This window comes from Kurthia huakuii LAM0618 (assembly GCF_000505545.1).
Taxonomy (GTDB): Bacteria; Bacillota; Bacilli; order Bacillales_A; family Planococcaceae; genus Kurthia; species Kurthia huakuii.
Window position 1 is genome coordinate 1 of sequence record NZ_AYTB01000029.1, and the last position, 17,383, is coordinate 17,383.

19 protein-coding genes are annotated in these 17,383 nt (G+C 41.8%); 14 read left to right on the forward strand and 5 right to left on the reverse strand.

Annotated features, from left to right (window positions below):
• The first annotated feature begins 48 nt into the window (after positions 1-48).
• The 9 genes from V514_RS0117935 (at position 49) to V514_RS0117975 (ending at position 8,532) form a co-directional block, all read left to right on the forward strand.
• Complete coding sequence (locus tag V514_RS0117935; protein ID WP_029501156.1) at positions 49-666, forward strand: TerD family protein; 618 nt, start codon at positions 49-51, stop codon at positions 664-666.
• A gap of 25 nt (positions 667-691) precedes the next feature.
• Positions 692-1,270 carry a TerD family protein gene (locus V514_RS0117940; protein ID WP_029501157.1) on the forward strand — a complete coding sequence of 193 codons (579 nt, stop codon included), beginning with the start codon at positions 692-694 and terminating at the stop codon, positions 1,268-1,270.
• Between the two features lie 14 nt (positions 1,271-1,284).
• The gene (locus V514_RS0117945; RefSeq protein ID WP_029501158.1) at positions 1,285-2,037 is read left to right on the forward strand and encodes a TerC family protein; all 753 of its coding nucleotides are present in this window, start codon (positions 1,285-1,287) and stop codon (positions 2,035-2,037) included.
• Between the two features lie 167 nt (positions 2,038-2,204).
• The gene (locus V514_RS19470) at positions 2,205-3,323 is read left to right on the forward strand and encodes an HpcH/HpaI aldolase/citrate lyase family protein (protein WP_035945116.1); all 1,119 of its coding nucleotides are present in this window, start codon (positions 2,205-2,207) and stop codon (positions 3,321-3,323) included.
• A gap of 9 nt (positions 3,324-3,332) precedes the next feature.
• The gene (locus V514_RS19475; protein ID WP_051392504.1) at positions 3,333-4,664 is read left to right on the forward strand and encodes a phosphoribosyltransferase family protein; all 1,332 of its coding nucleotides are present in this window, start codon (positions 3,333-3,335) and stop codon (positions 4,662-4,664) included.
• Positions 4,648-5,706: a cysteine protease StiP family protein gene (locus tag V514_RS0117960; protein WP_235073561.1), complete on the forward strand. Its 1,059-nt coding sequence runs from the start codon at positions 4,648-4,650 to the stop codon at positions 5,704-5,706. The genes V514_RS19475 and V514_RS0117960 overlap by 17 nt, the downstream gene beginning before the upstream one ends.
• Complete coding sequence (locus V514_RS0117965) at positions 5,706-6,494, forward strand: Cof-type HAD-IIB family hydrolase (protein WP_029501160.1); 789 nt, start codon at positions 5,706-5,708, stop codon at positions 6,492-6,494. Before V514_RS0117960 ends, V514_RS0117965 begins: the two co-directional genes overlap by 1 nt.
• Before the next feature lie 94 nt (positions 6,495-6,588).
• Positions 6,589-7,755 carry a tryptophan synthase subunit beta gene (gene trpB / locus V514_RS0117970; protein WP_029501161.1) on the forward strand — a complete coding sequence of 389 codons (1,167 nt, stop codon included), beginning with the start codon at positions 6,589-6,591 and terminating at the stop codon, positions 7,753-7,755.
• Positions 7,756-7,947: 192 nt separating this feature from the next.
• Positions 7,948-8,532: a GNAT family N-acetyltransferase gene (locus V514_RS0117975; RefSeq protein WP_235073574.1), complete on the forward strand. Its 585-nt coding sequence runs from the start codon at positions 7,948-7,950 to the stop codon at positions 8,530-8,532.
• Here V514_RS0117975 and V514_RS0117980 read toward each other — a convergent pair.
• Positions 8,525-9,124, reverse strand: coding sequence for a DUF4166 domain-containing protein (locus V514_RS0117980; RefSeq protein WP_029501163.1), 600 nt, complete (start codon positions 9,122-9,124; stop codon positions 8,525-8,527). The two genes, V514_RS0117975 and V514_RS0117980, sit on opposite strands and share 8 nt — an antisense overlap.
• Before the next feature lie 257 nt (positions 9,125-9,381).
• On the opposite strand from V514_RS0117980, the gene V514_RS0117985 reads away from it, so the two are divergent.
• The 4 genes from V514_RS0117985 to V514_RS0118000 all read left to right on the forward strand — a co-directional run bounded on the left by V514_RS0117985 (position 9,382) and on the right by V514_RS0118000 (position 12,138).
• Positions 9,382-9,975, forward strand: coding sequence for a class I SAM-dependent methyltransferase (locus V514_RS0117985; protein ID WP_029501164.1), 594 nt, complete (start codon positions 9,382-9,384; stop codon positions 9,973-9,975).
• Between the two features lie 137 nt (positions 9,976-10,112).
• Positions 10,113-10,739 (forward strand): DUF2975 domain-containing protein, encoded by a 627-nt coding sequence (locus V514_RS0117990; protein WP_081715103.1) that lies wholly within the window; start codon positions 10,113-10,115, stop codon positions 10,737-10,739.
• Between the two features lie 11 nt (positions 10,740-10,750).
• Positions 10,751-10,963 carry a helix-turn-helix domain-containing protein gene (locus V514_RS0117995; protein ID WP_029501166.1) on the forward strand — a complete coding sequence of 71 codons (213 nt, stop codon included), beginning with the start codon at positions 10,751-10,753 and terminating at the stop codon, positions 10,961-10,963.
• 149 nt (positions 10,964-11,112) lie between these two features.
• A complete protein-coding gene (locus tag V514_RS0118000; protein ID WP_029501167.1) occupies positions 11,113-12,138 on the forward strand; it encodes a threonine aldolase family protein in 1,026 nt (341 codons plus the stop codon).
• A gap of 42 nt (positions 12,139-12,180) precedes the next feature.
• Here the strand turns inward: V514_RS0118000 and V514_RS0118005 are convergent, their stop codons facing one another.
• From V514_RS0118005 to V514_RS0118015, 3 genes are all read right to left on the reverse strand, one after another.
• Entirely contained in the window at positions 12,181-13,209 is a 1,029-nt protein-coding gene (locus V514_RS0118005) for a beta-carotene 15,15'-monooxygenase (RefSeq protein WP_239584669.1), read from the reverse strand.
• A 115-nt stretch (positions 13,210-13,324) separates the two neighbouring features.
• Complete coding sequence (locus V514_RS0118010) at positions 13,325-14,350, reverse strand: ABC transporter permease (RefSeq protein ID WP_029501169.1); 1,026 nt, start codon at positions 14,348-14,350, stop codon at positions 13,325-13,327.
• Positions 14,347-15,069, reverse strand: a complete 723-nt coding sequence (locus V514_RS0118015) for an ABC transporter ATP-binding protein (protein ID WP_029501170.1) — start codon at positions 15,067-15,069, stop codon at positions 14,347-14,349. Before V514_RS0118015 ends, V514_RS0118010 begins: the two co-directional genes overlap by 4 nt.
• Positions 15,070-15,186: 117 nt before the next feature.
• Between V514_RS0118015 and V514_RS0118020 the strand changes: the two genes are divergently transcribed.
• Positions 15,187-16,029: a Rossmann-like and DUF2520 domain-containing protein gene (locus tag V514_RS0118020; RefSeq protein WP_029501171.1), complete on the forward strand. Its 843-nt coding sequence runs from the start codon at positions 15,187-15,189 to the stop codon at positions 16,027-16,029.
• A gap of 54 nt (positions 16,030-16,083) precedes the next feature.
• Here V514_RS0118020 and V514_RS0118025 read toward each other — a convergent pair whose 3' ends face one another.
• A complete protein-coding gene (locus tag V514_RS0118025; protein ID WP_029501172.1) occupies positions 16,084-17,268 on the reverse strand; it encodes an MFS transporter in 1,185 nt (394 codons plus the stop codon).
• Positions 17,269-17,383 lie beyond the last annotated feature (115 nt).

Sequence of the window (17,383 nt, forward strand, 5' to 3'; positions counted from 1 at the left end):
AAAAGCTAGATGTATACTTTTGTATATGTTTTTAGTAGCAGGTACTGCATGGTTAATTTAGGTAAAATTGAGTTGACGAAAAAAGGTCAGTCGATTAATCTCGACAAAAAGCAGCAGCTTGGACCTATTACAGTCAATTTAAATTGGAATCAGCAAACAGGTAAGTCAGGTGGGTTTTTGAAGTCGCTATTTGGTGGCAATCAAGGGATTGACTTAGATTTAGGTTGTTTAGTCGAATTAACATCAGGTGAAAAAGGCTGTGTACAGGCGCTTGGCGATGCTTTCGGTGTGTATGATCAAAAACCATTTATTCAATTAGACGGCGATGATCGTACAGGTGCCGTATCCGCAGGTGAAAACTTGCGCATTAACGGTGTGAAAGTCGCCGAGATTAAGCGTATTTTAGTCTATGCTTTTATTTATGAAGGCGTTACAAACTGGGCCGAAGCGGATGGTGTTGCCACGCTTAGCTATCCAGGCGGGCAAGACATTGTTGTGCGTTTAGATGAGCATAGTAAAGATAAGCGGATGTGCGCCATCGCGATGATTGAAAATGTACAAAATGAGACATTTAACGTCAAGCGCCTTGTCGAATATTTTGATGGCCATGCCAATTTAGATAAGGCGTATGGCTGGGGTATGAAGTGGCAAGCAGGTAGCAAATAAGATACTTATTACGGAGGGGTTTATTATGGCAATTCAGCTAAGTAAAGGACAACGTATTGATTTAACGAAAGACAATCCAGCATTAAGTAAAATTATTATCGGTCTAGGATGGGATATTAAAAATTATGATGGCGGGCAAGATTATGATTTAGATGCTTCTGCTTTCTTATTGAATAATGCTGGGAAATGTCGTCAAGATTTGGATTTTATTTTCTATAATAATTTACAAAGTACAGATGGCTCTGTGCGTCATACAGGGGATAATCGTACCGGTGAAGGGGAGGGCGATGATGAGCAAATCGCTGTTGATTTATCGGCTGTGCCAGCGGATGTTGATAAAATTGCCTTTACCGTAACGATTCATGATGCAGAAGCGCGCAATCAAAACTTTGGTCAAGTATCGAATGCTTTTGCGCGTCTTGTCGATGAAGATACAGGACAAGAAGTACTGCGCTTTGACTTAGGTGAGGACTTCTCAATCGAAACAGCGGTCGTATTTTGTGAGCTTTATCGTCATAATAGCGACTGGAAATTTAACGCGGTCGGCGCTGGTTTCCAAGGTGGTCTAGCGGCACTTGTTAATGCATACGGCTTATCGGTTTAATGCGGTAACTTTCTATGGAAATAATTAATCAAATTTTATCGACGTATGCGCTATTTTTTGATTGGAACCATTGGGTAGAGGTGCTATCAAACCCGGTCAATTGGGGCTTGATTTTCTCATTAGTCATACTAGAAGGGCTATTATCAGCAGATAATGCGCTCGTATTGGCTGTACTTGTCAAACATTTACCAGAAAAACAACGCAAAAAAGCCTTATTATATGGCTTGTTAGGTGCCTATCTGTTCCGTTTCATTTTTATTGGAATCGGCGTATACTTAGTGAAATTCTGGTTTATTAAAGTGTTAGGTGCGGCGTATTTAATGTGGATTAGTATTGATTATTTCCGCAAAAAAGGCAGCGGTGACAATGAAGCGAAAGAATTCAATAAAAAAGGGCTTCTCGTCAAAATGTTCGGGATGTTTTGGGGAACAGTTGTCGCTGTTGAGTTAATGGACATTGCGTTTTCAGTCGATTCGATTTTAGCAGCCTTTGCGGTTTCAAGCGAAGTATGGGTACTGTTAATTGGTGGGATGCTCGGTATTTTGATGATGCGTACGATTGCCGGTGTCTTTGTCACTTTAATTGATCGCGTACCGGAGCTTGAAACGACTGCCTTTGTGCTCATTTTTATTATCGCTTTGAAAATGTTATTAAGCGTTTTTGATATTCACATTTCACATTACGCATTTTTTGCGATTTTAGTGCTATCGTTTGCAATAACATTTGTCGTTCATAAAATGAATAACAACAAAGAGGGAACTCCTTAAAAAGGGTTCCTTTTTTTTATTTCTTTTATAATATAATATAATATTTCCTTTGATGGCATACGTTTGCGTCAATGAATAACGTACACTTATAATTATGTTGAATTAGCTATTTTGAGTTTGAAATAGCGATGAAATGGCTCTTTTTTTCAGGGAGGGAGGCGCTACAAATGCGATTTCACAATCATTTATCCGAACAGAAGCTTTCGGCGATTTTATCGAAGTTGCCGAAACCGTTTACAAAACATTCAACAAAAGACGAGCTAGCATTATGCTTAGGCGCCGCGATGTATACGCCGGGAACGCGCATGCAATTAGCAGATGAGTTGCTCGATAAAAAATTTCCACAGCTGACAACACTTATTATTGATTTAGAGGATGCAGTCGCGGATATCGATTTAGAGCGCGCACTTGAAAACACGTATAGCACATTAGTAAAAATAGATGCGTTTTTAACGGCTCGAATGGAAGAAGCAGAATTGCCGCTGTTGTTTGTGCGTGTTCGTACACCGAAACATTTTGAAGAAGTTGTCGCAAAACTGCGCCCGGTGCAGCATATTTTAACAGGATATGTTATGCCAAAGTTTGAGCTTGAAAACGGCGCTGCTTTCTTACATATTTTGAAGCGTGAGCGAGCAAAGGGTTATGAACTTTATGGTATGCCAGTTTTTGAAACGGCGAATTTATTATATAAGGAAAATCGGTTAGCACAACTAAAAAATTTACATGAATTATTAGCTGAGCATCGCGATATGATTTTAAATGTCCGCGTTGGTGCGACTGATTTTTTAGGTGTATATGGTATTCGTCGCAAGCGCCATCAAACATTGTATGATGTGATGGTGCTGCGCGATGGCTTGAGTGATATTTTAAATGTTTTTGGACGCCAAGATGACGGCTTTGTTGTATCAGGGGCAGTGTGGGAATATTTTGATGCCCCTAATGAGGAATCACAGTCAGGTGCTGTGGCGACCAAAACGTTGACAGCAGCATTAGCTGGTTTACAGCGTGAGTGTGAGTTCGATCAGTTAAATGGTTTTCAAGGCAAGACGGTCATTCATCCGACGCATGTACAGTTTGTGAATGCGTATTATACGGTGACACATGAAGATTATGAGGATGCATTGGCGATTCTCAATCATACACATGATGCCGGTGTATTAAAAAGTACGTCTGGCAATAAAATGAATGAAATGAAACCACATCAGTATTGGGCGGTTCGCATTATACGCCAAGCGGAAATGTATGGCGTGCTACAATCACAAAAAACATATTTAGATTTACTATAGGAGGCTATAATGGGCATTTTTTCAATTGACCAACGCTTAACAGTTACGACGACGATTCACGACAATCCATATGATTTTGATGAAGCACAATTGTTTGATATGGCGCTACGCATTAATAAAAAACGTCAATTTTTATTCGTTTCAAAGGTGCTCGGCAAACATTTGCATGTGAAACCTTTTGTGCCACTTTATACAGGTTTTTTATTAGCTTGTCGCTTTTTGGCACAGCAGTATGGTCAAATGCATCCAGCAATGAATCAATTCGTCACATCTTTAAAGGAAAATGAACCGACCGTCGAACTTGAGACGCAGCGTGTTGCAGCACCGGAGAAAATTGCGGTCATTGGCTTTGCCGAAACTGCAACGGCACTAGGGCATGCGTTTTTTAATGCTTTTTCAGCCAATGCGACGTATATTCATACGACGCGCGAGCGTATTTGTGAGCGCAGCGCTTCGATTGCCTTTGAAGAGGAACATTCGCATGCAACGAGTCATCGCTTATATGCACCGGTCCATTTTTTTGATGAAGCCACACAAATTGTTCTAGTTGATGATGAAATGTCGACCGGTAAAACAAATTTGAACATTATCGCCGAATTAACGACGCGTTATCCGCATATTACGCGCTATACGGTCGTCTCTATTTTAGATTGGCGCAATGAAGCGGAGCGCGCAGCTTACGAGGCATTTGCCGAGCAACATGGCATTACGCTGCATATCGTGACATTAATGGCTGGAGAAATGGCAGTAGAGGGCGCCTTTTATGAGGAAGAAGTCGTGCCTAATCCGCTAGATAGTCATAAAAGTTGTACAGCGACAATCGATGAACCGCTCGTTGAGGCGCTCGCATTAACGAGTCAAAGTGAAGATGGCTCGTATTGCACACAAGGCTATGCACGTGAGACAGGGCGCTTTGGCTTAACCGCTGAAGAAAACGTCGCATTCCTTCAACAATTAACGGTTCCCACATTGCCGAAGCATGCAAAAACACTCGTTATTGGAACCGGGGAGTGTATGTTTTTACCGATGATGCTCGCACAAATGTTAGATGGCGATGTTTATACGCAATCAACGACACGTAGCCCGATTTTTGTGGACGCACACTCGGTTATTTACGAAAAATATCGTTTTAATAGTCCTGAAAATGCTGGTGTGCCCAACTTTTTATACAGCATTTCAAAAGGACAATTTGACCATATGATTGTTGTTGTAGAGCGCGTGGCAGATCCGCAGGGCTTAGCGTCATTCGTTGGGCAATTACCGGCGCCTGTAACCGTTGTTGAATTAACGAAAGGAGTGTCGCAATATGATGATAAACCCGTTTATGAAAACGAGTTATAGTGCCGATGATGTTCTTTTTTTACTAAAGGACTTGAGCGACGCAGATTTGGAAAAAGATACGTTAATGCGTGAGCAACTAATTCAGCAAGGTGTCCATTATTCAACGATGCTCCCGCAGGAATTTCAACCGAGCGAGGCGTATATTGAACTCTTTCATAGAACGCTTGCGCAATATAGTAAGCGTATCGCTCAAAATATAGCGACTGTAGCCGAGATGATTGTCGCGCATAAAGCAATTGATGAGGTAGTGTTAGTGAGTTTAGCACGTGCTGGGACGCCGATTGGCATTTTAATTAAACGATATTTAGCACAAAAATATAAACGCAACGTACCGCATTATACGGTATCGATTATTCGAGGTCGTGGTATTGATGAAAATGCCATTCGCTATATTACCGCGCAGCATAGAACAGCACAGCTTCAATTTATTGATGGCTGGACCGGCAAAGGCGCTATTACGCGTGAATTGACAGCCTCTTGTGAAAGGTTGCGCACACAAGGTATTGAAATTGATGATACATTAGCGGTACTCGCAGACCCAGGGCATTGCGCCAAGATGTATGGTACACGCGACGATTTTTTAATTCCATCGGCATGTTTAAACTCGACCGTTTCGGGGCTTGTAAGTCGTACTGTGCTCAATGATGACTGGATTCATGACGGGGATTTTCACGGGGCAAAATATTATGCGCATTTAGCCGAGCAAGATGTATCAGCATACTATATTAAGGAAATCGCGCAGCATTTTGCATCGGTCGCATCTGTTGATTTAACGACAGAGCCTGTGACATGGCTTGGTATGAAGTCTGTAGAACGCATTCAACAACAATTTGCGATTCAACATATGAATCATATTAAGCCGGGTGTTGGTGAAACGACGCGTGTATTGTTGCGCCGTATTCCGTGGAAAATTCTCGTAAATCCGGCGCATGATGCCGAGTTACAACATATTTACATGCTTGCAGAAGAACGTGGTGTGCCCGTAGAGGTGTACACGGATATGAGCTATTCTTGCTGCGGCTTGATTAAGGAGCTTGTATAATGAAGATTTTAACGACCGATTTAGATCGGACATTCATTTTTTCAGCACGCACAATTGGCACGTCACTTGAAACGGCGCGCTGTATCGAACGCCGAGATGGCAAGCCGATTTCGTATATTTCACTGAAAACAGAGCAGCTTATGCAGGACGTGGTGGCAAATGGTATCGACATTATTCCGGTGACGACACGCTCGCTTTCACAATATCGGCGCATCGACTTATTTCAGCAACAGGTGCCGCGCTATGCGGTTGCTTGTAATGGCGGTTTTGTGTTGCGCGATGGGGTTGTCGATGAAAAATGGCAGGAGATCGTCGCAAAAAATGTCGCGACGTGTTTAAGTTTTGATGCGTTTCGCGAACGCTTTGTGGCCTGTTGGGATATGGAGATGTTCGAGCGAATTGATGGTGTCGATGACTTGTTTTATGTGTTATTAGTCGATGAACAGAAAAAAGACATCGATACCTTAAAGGCGTTGCATGAACAATTTCAAGCAGCGGATTGGACGACGTATTTACATGGTAGAAAATTTTATGCACTGCCTAAAACATTGTCGAAAGAAGCGGCTGTAAAATATGTGCTAGAAAAATTGCAACCGACTGTTCACTATGCGGCCGGAGATTCCTTTATGGATTTAGGGATGATGCAGCTGACTGAACACCATTTTTCACCGCAGCATGGCGAAATTTATGAGAAGCTAGGCGCTGCGGCACCGATTCGTGTGCTTGAGGCGCGTGGTGCAACATTTACAGAGATGATGTTAGAAGAGATGCTTTTAAATGTGCCATAATTTGCTTGGTTAGACGTTTTATATTGAAATTTTTAACGAAGTCCATTAAAATATACTGAATATTCAGTTTTAGTTATGAGAGGAGCAAGATGAGATGAGTTTAGAAGCAGCAAAAGCAGGTTATTTTGGAGAATTTGGTGGCAGTCAAGTACCGCCAGAATTACAGAACGTCTTAACTATTTTAGAAGATAACTTCAATAAATATAAAGACGATGAAGATTTTAAAAAGGAACTCGACTATTATTTTAGCGAATATGTGGGGCGTAAATCACCGCTTTATTTCGCTGAAAATTTAACGAATCGTTTAGGTGGCGCTAAAATTTATTTGAAGCGTGAAGACTTAAATCATACGGGTTCGCATAAAATCAACAATGTATTAGGCCAAATTCTATTAGCAAAACGCATGGGCGCACACCGTATTATTGCCGAAACAGGTGCCGGCCAGCATGGCGTAGCAACGGCAACGGTTTGTGCGATGTTTAAAATGGATTGTGTCATTTATATGGGTGAGGAAGATATGAAACGCCAGGCGTTGAATGTATTCCGTATGGAGTTACTTGGTGCGACAGTAGTGCCTGTCACAGATGGTCAGGGTCGCTTAAAAGAAGCGGTCGATGCCGCATTTGCCGATTTAGTAGAGAACTATGAAAATTCATTTTATTTATTAGGCTCGGCAGTTGGTCCACACCCATTCCCAACGATGGTGAAGCATTTCCAATCGGTCATTAGCCGCGAAAGTCGCGCGCAAATTTTAGAAAAAGAAGGCAAGCTACCAACTGCTGTGATAGCGTGTGTAGGTGGTGGTAGTAATGCCATTGGTGCATTTGCGGAATATATCGATGATGAAGAAGTACGCCTAATCGGTGTTGAACCGGACAAGGCACCATCATTGACGCAAGGCACGCCGGGTGATTTACATGGTTTCCGCTGTCTTGTGCTACAAGATGAGGCGGGTAACCCACAGCCAACATATTCGATTGCAGCAGGACTTGATTATCCTGGTGCGGGTCCTGAGCACTCACAATTAAAAGTATCAGGGCGCGGTGAATATGTGGCGGTATCAAATGAAGAAGTGTTAGAAGCTTTCATAACACTATCAAAAGAAGAAGGTATTATTCCGGCATTAGAAAGCGCACATGCGGTCGCATACGCAGAGAAATTTGCGCCAACGTTATCGAAAGACGATGTCATTATTATTAACATTTCAGGGCGCGGTGATAAAGATGTTGAGCAAGTATATGCGATGTTAAACAAAGACTAGCTGAATAGGAAAAGGAAAGCGATTGATAGACTTGTGCTATCGGTCGCTTTTTTTAGGTTGTAATAATGAAAAAAGGGAATAACTATGTTTACAGCGCTTCAGCACAAACGATACAAGGCTGCTAAAAATCTCATAGCCAAACAGCCTAAATCAAGCTACACTAAAGTTACTACAATGAAAAGCGAGGGGATTATGATGATTATTCGTCCATATACGGATACAGATGAACAAGGTTGGTTGCGCTGTCGTGTGTTGGCTTTTTTGAATACTGCTTATTTTGATAATGTGCTACAAAAGAAAGCGCATTATGACCGTCCCTCAATCGAGCTAGTGGCGATTGAACAAAATAAAGTTGTGGGCCTAATAGATATTGAATATGAGGAAACACCGCGCACTATTTGTACCGCATATAATACAGTAGGTGGCATGATTTGGCATGTGGCCGTGCATCCAGATTATCAGCATCGCCGCATTGGCGAAAAACTGTTAGAAGCTGCGCTAAAAGAGGCGAAAACCGCAAAGTTAACCTATTTAGAAGCATGGACGCGTGATAATCCACCGATTCCGAGATGGTATGAGAAAATGCGTTTTACGCAAAAATATGCGTATCACCATTTGTATTTTGACGAAACAGCGCTTGAAAAATACGATTTATCAGTACCGGCACAAGTGCATCCAATGACGATGTTTGCCCATTATACCGGCAGTGACCCCGACGTGCTAAATCGTGCATCACGCCGTCATTTATGCATGTGCTATGTGAAGCGTATTATTTAATTTCAGTAAAAGAGCCGCCGTACATGATAATCGTACCGAGGAGCTCATTATAAACCGTCGCATAAATCGTGTAGCATTGACGTTCGTCATCATAGCCATCTTCGACAATCGCCTTTCCTTTAAAAAAGTCCGGTAGGGGCATTAAACCGAGTAGGTGCTGTGCATTTGTACGCGTAATTAAATGCCCATCACGCGTCACATCAAGCAATAAATTCGAGCGCATCATCGTTGGCTTACCGAGTAAATCATAGGCATCATGTTTAATTAAATTAACATGCGTTACCGAATTAAATTGGCGCGTTTTTTCCGGAAAATAAAAATTTCGCTGCCATTCAATATCATAGGTTTCGAGTCCTGTTTTGATACAGCGATGTTCTAAATAAAACGGAATATTATGCCCTTGCTCGGGAAATAAAAAATCCATCTTCGCTGCGGCGTAATAAAAGGGTGCAAGCAATTCACTACCATGTGAGATTTCATGCATAATGCCTTGTGCGCGAAAAATATCGCCTGGATTTGTCGCATAGCGATGTTGTAATTTTGGATGAAGCTGCTGAAATGACGTGCCAAGTAATTGTTGATAAACAGACATTTTAATCATTCCTTTCGAAAAAAATGAGGGTCCGTACATGATGACGGAACCCTCGTTTTTTACTATATACCCTAAAAAATGATTTTTTAACAAAGCGGCTTGTGGAAATCTAGCCTATGCAATTATTATTATTTTTAAAGTGAATGCGCTACTAAACACCATAATTAACCGTAAATTCTAAGTTTCGGGTGATGCTAATCAAATTCGTTGCGTTCTGTAGGGCATTAAGGTATATATGAGGAATAGGAGGGATTCAAATGAATCGTTGGGACGATCGTTATAAACATGAACGTTATTTTTATGGTACGGCACCAAATGAATTTTTAGCACAGCAAGTGGCCGTTTTTGAACATGCTAAGCAGATTGCGTGCTATGCAGAAGGAGAAGGGCGCAATGCGGCATTTCTTGCGACAAAAGGGCATGATGTTGTGGCCTATGACTATGCAGAAGAGGGGCTACGCAAAACCGAAGCACTCGCAAAGCAATTAGGAACGACAGTGACAACAAAGCATGTCGATTTAATTCATGGTGCCGTTGAAAAAGCACAATATGACGGCGCGGTCATGATTTTTGGCCATTTTGCAAAGCAAGACCAATCGACTGTATTACATAAAGTAATGGAATCATTGAAGCCCGGTGGTATTTTCTTAATGGAAGTATATGAGGAAGCACAGCTAGCGTATAAAACAGGTGGCCCACCAGAACTTGATTATTTATATGCTGAGGAAGCATTACGCCAATGGGCAGCGCAGTACGATGTTTTACATTTTGACTGCGTCGAAGTAACGCGTCATGAAGGTGTTGGGCATAAAGGGCTTTGCAAGGTCGTACAAGTTATCGTGAAAAAATAATAGCAAAATAGATGAGCGAGTTCACCATGTGTACTCGTTTTTTTATTTTCTTCGATAAAAAATTATCGATAAACATTAAAAATATATTGAATAAGTTTAAATATTCTGTATAATGGTAATTAGAACAGGGGGAGATAATGATGGAAAAGAAGTTTCAACAATTTTTGCATGTGCTGTATATCGTAGTGACAATTATGTGGATTGGCTTTTGTGTAAGTGCATTTGCCTTAGCAACGACATTTATTGCGATAAGCTTTACATCTGAGGAATCGGTGCAACGTTTCATTCAAATGGGAGATGTACAAGCAGCCATTCATTTCTATGGCATAACTTTGGAGCTAAGCCCACAATTAATTGAGCAGGCTACTTTTAGTAAAGCCGCATTTTTACCGCTTATTGGTATGCTATTTATTTATGTGTTAATTGGTAGTTTTATCGTTTTTTTTGTGCGAAAACTGTTAAAATCATTAAAAGAGGGCGAAATTTTCACCGTAAAAAACAGCCGCTTCATCGAATGGATTGGCTATAGTTTTATCGTGTTAAGCCTCCTATTAAAATCGATTCAGGCACTAATGCTGTATGGTTTCGATCAAATGTTTCAGTTAACAGCCACATTAAAGCATTCAGCTGCAATACAAGGTGTGAGCTATGAATTTTTCGGCGTTCATTGGAGTTTATTATTTGGCGGAATCATTCTCTGGATTATTGGCCGTGTCTTTAAATATGGCGCGTTTCTACAAGAAGAATACGATGCAACGGTATAGGAAGTGATGTCATGATTATTATTCGGCTAGATCGGATGTTAGCAGACCGTAAAATGCAGCTTAGTAAATTAGCTGAGCTTGTCGATGTGTCTGTCGTTAATTTATCGAATTTAAAAACAGGTAAAGTAAAAGCCGTGCGTTTTTCAACACTTAATGCCATTTGTAAGGCACTCGATTGCCAACCAGGCGATATTTTAGAGTATGTAGAAGAGGACGAAGAATAATGCCAAAGCTCGTGCTATGTCATAATAGCACGATTTTTTTTGCGTTTGTTTCGGTAAAAAATGGAGACGAAGCGTAGACTTTTCCTATCAGTTTGATATGATTGAAGAAATTAGGCACGTATGATAAGAACAGAAGGTGTGGGAATTTCATGTTAAATTTTGAATGTGATTATTTAGAAGGTGCGCATCCACGCATTTTAGAAAAATTAATGGCCACGAATATGGAGAAAACGTCTGGTTATGGACAAGATCCGTATACAGCGAGCGCGGCGCAAAAAATATTGACGGCTTGTAATTGTCCAGACGGTGAGGTTCGATTTTTACTAGGTGGGACGCAAACAAATGCGACCGTTATCAATGCAATGTTACATACATCTGAGGGCGTCATTGCCGCAGATACCGGTCATATTAGTACACATGAAGCCGGAGCGATTGAAGCGGGCGGCCATAAAGTGTTAACGATTCCACAAGTTGATGGCAAATTAACCGCAGCTGGCATTACGCATTATATGCAAAATTTTTTACAAGATGCGAGTCATACACATATGCCGCAGCCGGGCATGGTGTATGTTTCACATCCAACAGAATACGGTACGTTGTATTCAAAGGCAGAGCTAGAGGCAATTCGTGCAGTATGCCGCGAATATGCGTTGCCGCTTTTCTTAGATGGCGCGCGCTTAGGATACGGCTTAGCAGCGGTAAATACCGATGTGACGCTACCGGTAATTGCTGAAAACTGTGATGTCTTTTATATTGGCGGTACGAAGGTCGGCGCGATGTTTGGGGAAGCGGTCGTTGTGACGAAAGCCAATAGCATTAAGCACTTCTTTACGACTATTAAACAAAATGGTGCATTACTTGCGAAAGGGCGTATGCTTGGCATTCAATTTGATGTATTATTTACGGACAATTTGTATGTCGACATTTCTGCACATGCTATTCGTTTAGCAGAAAAATTAAAAGCGAATCTTCGCGCCAAAGGCTATCCATTTTTCTTTGAATCACCAACGAATCAACAATTTGTAATTTTAGAAAATACGGCTATGGCCGCATTAGCAGAAAAAGCGCAATTTAGCGTATGGGAGCCGTATGACGACACACATACAGTCGTGCGTTTTGCGACGAGCTGGGCAACGAATGAACAAGATTTAGATTCATTACTCGCATTACTATAAGAAAAAGACCGACAATTGCCGGTCTTTAAATGGGAGACCACGTTAGTTGTGGTCTTTTTTTAGTTGTGCTTTAAAGGCTTGCGGGTCATCGGTTTTAATCGCAATATAATCGTAATGTTTTTCAAGTCCCATCGCGAGCGTGACCTTTTGCGGAGTGGCCATTTTTAATAGGATATCTGGATACACTTTTTCAAAATCACGCGCCATAAATTCGATTGTATCTTTCGTTTTTTTGCGCTGTAACATCTCAGGGTCTTCAATGATTTCGGCAATATTACTCACATCGATTGTTGCACGCTTCATTAAACCGACTGAAATGTATAACGTATTATTTTTCATCACACTAGGTGTGAGGCGCATCACTTGTAAATCCGCAATGAAAAATAGCACCGAATAAATATTAAATACGAGCAGTAGGAGCGACACAACAGGTGCTTTGTCATGTAGCCAATAATGAATGCCAATCGTTTCGATGACAATGGCATGAATCATCATTATTTGAAACGCCACAAAGCTCGTTTTTTTATGCAGTGTAATGCCTTGTGGAATCGGCTTTTTAAAGCTCAAAAAGGCATAGTAAAGCATTAATAACTCAGAGCATAACACATGAATTAATGGATGGTTGCGCACGTGAAGTGTTAGTCCATCGCTAAACGCAAATAATGTTGGTAAGGAACTTTGTTGTGTATAGGCACGAATTTTTGGCAAATAGCGCACAAAGCTGACGATAATAAACAACTCTACTAGTACAAGCGCACCTTCGATAGCGAGGCCAAACCATGTTACCGCTACAAAAGGTGTTAACAAGTGAGCAGGGATAATAAAGCGCACAGCAATACAGCCTGCCGCCGCAAAAACGATGACCTGCTTAAAAGAAAAACGATTACGATAAAGCATGAGCATGAGTGGCGCGACAATAATTAAATCAATCAACGAACCGAGCACGACACCTTGTGACTCAGTAGGGATAATGCTAGTGCCTAGTTGGTATAGCAAGATATTACTTAAAACGATGACAAGTAGTAGTCCGAGCCATAATGGTTTTGTTTTTTCAATCCAAACGATGATCATCACCTCTAATAAATTTTTATATATTCCAATTATTTCATATAGTACGATAGTTGGTCTATAGTAAAAATGGTGCTGCACAAAAAAAGAGCAGTCGTATATGGCTGCTCTGTTGTGTTTATAAACGACGGAATTTTTTCATTGCTTGCATATTAATGATAAAGAGTACAGCTAGGAAGCCCAACAAGCCAGCTAAATATGGCCAAATGTCGGCAAAACCATCCCCGTAAACCATAATCCCTTTAATCGCGGCTGCCCCGTAAAAAATCGGCATAATATAACATAAATTGCCGAGGTGATACGGAATCAAATCAAGCGGAATAAGCCCTGAGAAAAACACTTGTGGAATAATCGTAAATGGAATGAGCTGGACGACTTGTAGCTCTGAGCGCGCAAAGACGGAAATCATCGCACCAAATGATACGGCGACGATGGCGAGTAAAAGCATCGTCACGAAAATCCAGCCGATATGCCCTGCGGAACTTAAATCGAGCACATAAACCGAGTACAGCACAATCAAGATGGCTTGTGCAATCGCAAACACACTGTAGCCAAGTGTATAGCCTAAAATGACCTCACTGCGTTTAATTGGTGTCATTAACAAGCGCTCGAGTGTACCGCCGCTTCGTTCGCGGACAAGTGCCATGCCTGAAATAATAAAAATAAGGAAAAATGAAAATAACGCTAAAAAGACATAGCCGAGTGAATCAAAAAGCGTTTGATCGGAATCGCCATATACATAAGAAATGTCTAGTTTCGCTGCTGGGTTCACATCGGCAAGCGCATTTTGGATTTCAGTCATTGCTTTAGCACCTTTTGTTGATGATTCAAATAACGTAATCGCGACGCTAGTACCATTCATTGAAAAGATGGCATCAACAGCTTCATGATTTTTTAAATAGTCTTTAGGCTCGTCCATGTCGGCAGCGGATAATTCTTTGACGGTGATGTGCTGGTCGTTCAATGCTGTCACAAGTGGCTCAGGTAGTGCCCCTTTTTCAATGCCAACAGTCGGCTTATAATTGGAATCCCCTAATAAAAAGTAGACGAGTGTTAAAATAAGCAGTGGCGCCACTAAAATCATCATAACACTGCGCTTATCATTCAACGTTTGTTTGATTACGCGCTTGGCTAAATGCATCATAAGGCAGCACCTTCTTGTTCGTTTGCCATAATAAACAACTCTTCTACCTTGCCAGATTTTGTACTGGCTAACAATGTCTGTACGGTATCGTAAGCAATTAAACGGCCATTATAAAGAAGAGCCGCTTTATCGCATTCGGTTACTTCATCCATCACATGTGTGGACACAATTATGGTCGTACCTGCTCGCTTTAGCTCTTGAAACTGATTCCAAATCGAGCGCTTTAGCACCGGATCAATGCCAACGGTCGGTTCATCTAAAAATAACACTTTCGGCGAATGTAATATACTTGCAGCAAGCGACAATCGTTTTTTCATCCCGCCAGAAAAGTCACGTACGTGTTTTTTACGATGCGCTGTCAATTCAACAAGCGCTAAAACGTCCGTAATACGCGTTTTTAGTTGTGCCTTTTTCATTTGCTGTAGGCCGCCAAAAAAGCGTAAATTATCTTCTGCAGACAAATCATCGTATAGCGCATCATTTTGCGGCATAAAGCCAATGTCATGGAGGAGCGCTAAATTTGGCATGGTCACATCATCAAACTGTACCGAGCCTTTATCAGCAGCAATTGCACCAATCATTAAACGAAGGAGCGTCGTTTTACCGGAACCAGATGGGCCAAGCAAACAGCAAATTTCACTTGATGGAATGTTCATGGAAATCCCTTGAATGACCGCATGTTTGCCGAAGCTTTTGTGAAGATTTTTAACTATAATCATCGTAAAACCCCCTTTGTTACCGTTATTTTACCCCATACTAAAAGCGAAATCACTCATTCATTAAAAATGACGTTGTAAACGAGAACATTTACAATAGAAAGATAAGGGGGAATTAATATGAAAATAGGATTTATCGGTGCCGGTCATGTCGGCACATCATTAGGGCGTTATTTCATTGAGCAAGGGGAAACGGTTGTTGGCTATGCAAGTAGAACAGTTGAACAGGCGAAGGACAGTGCGGAACTGACAGGAACGCGCGCTTTTACGTCTAATCAGGAGCTCGTGGCAGCGTGTGATTGGCTATTTTTGACGGTATCCGATACGGCGATTCCAGCTGTATTTCATGATATTGAAGCGATGCTACGACCAGGTATGCGTGTATTTCATTGCTCTGGTGCTGCGTCAGCGCATTTATTGGCGGCAAATGCTAAACGTACATATGCGGTGCTATCTTTGCATCCTATTTTAGCCTTTCCATCAAAAACAACGCCGCTTGATTCGTCAACAATTTTTACGTTAGAAGGCGATGCAGAGGCGCTCGTGGCAGTACAAGCGACGGTACAGCGATGGGGCAATGAGGCACCGATTATTAAAGCAGAACAAAAAGCACTGTATCATGCGGCTTGTGTGACTTGTAGTAACTTAGTGAACGGTCTTGTGCATACGAGTCAGCAGCTTTTTGCTGAAGCAGGCTTGTCAGGAGAGGTGGCGGAACAAGCTTTTCGTCAGCTATTTTTACAAAATGCACAAAATATTTATGCGCATGGTCCAGTTGCCGCGCTGACCGGTCCGATTGAACGCGGTGACGCTGCGACGGTGGCGAAGCACGTAGCAGTTATCCCTACAGCGTATCAACAAACGTATCGCGTCATGTCGCAAGCGGTTGTGGAAGTTGCTAAAATAAAGCATCCATCGAGAAATTACGCAGAAATTGATAAACAATTAAACATTACTCGATAGTCTATATAAAATAAAAAAATAAAGAGGTAAGGACAACACGTCCTACCTCTTTATTTAGTATAAGCGCCGCATCCACAAGCAACATAACACTACAGGAAGCAATAACAACGCCGTTGCAGCAATACCATCTGCTACCGATGCGTAGAGCGCAAGCAGTCCAATAATCGGACCACCCGCAATTTGTCCCAGTGCATCGACTTGCCCAAACATTGATAATGTGGTTGCACGCCCCTTAGATGACAGCCGTTGATTAATCATAACCGCAAGTACCGGTTCATTCGTTTCACGCAATGCAGAGATTACCCAATAGAAAGCGACCGCGACGAAAAATTGGTCGCTATATGCAAACGTGATAAGGGCAATCATTAACAGCGCGTTTAACAGGAATAACACTGTTGCGTAGCTCTTTGTGACATGGCGCTCTATCCAGCGTAGTAGCAAAATATTAAGAATGTACGCAATCGCAAACAGTGCGCCAAACCAATAAACTGCGTGTTCCTCATTTAACTCGAAACCTTCGATAATATGAGCGCCCCATAAGCGATCAAACCCTTCGCTCGCTAGTCCAATGAAAAGTGTCACCCACGCGATATAGCGTAGCATACGGTGACGTTTAATTTGTGATAAGCCAAGTGTTAACGCGTGTTTCATTTGAGCAAAAGGGGCAGCAGTAGCGTGCGAAAGACGAATAAATTTTGTTTCAGGAACGATAATATTCGACACAAGCGCAATTAACACGAGTATACCTCCAGCAACAATAATCGCGATTTGTACCGAAAAGACAAGCGCAAGTAGCACACTCATTAAAATGCCTAAAAAACTGCCGATTGAGCTCCACTGTGCACCCTTTAAAAAGACGTGCTCAATGCCTCGATTTTCTAGTTCATCGGCAATCCACGCTTGCTCCGAGCCGCTAATAAATGTCCAGCCGATGCCCCATAGTGCGGATGCGAGCGCAATGGCCCAAAATTCAGGAATACTGCCCTCTAAGACATGTGCCGAGCCAATGATGAGCGTGCCGAGTATAAACGATTTTTTGCGGCCAAAGAAGTCAGCAAACAGCCCTGTCGGAATTTCACAAATAAAGACAGTGAGCTCTAAAATGGTGCCGATTAACACAAGCTCTAACGCATTGAGTTGCGCAGTTGACACGTAGTAAATGGCGCTAATCGTAAAGACAATATGAATGCTAAACGCGCGCGAAGAAGTTAAAAAATAATAGATCGATGTTAAAGTCATGAAAGACGCCTCCGATTTTACGGAGGGCGGTCACACCATTATGCGCAGCTACCCTCCAATTGATGGTTGAGTTTCTGGTCGTATTGCTGCATATCATCACTCCTCAAAAAATAGT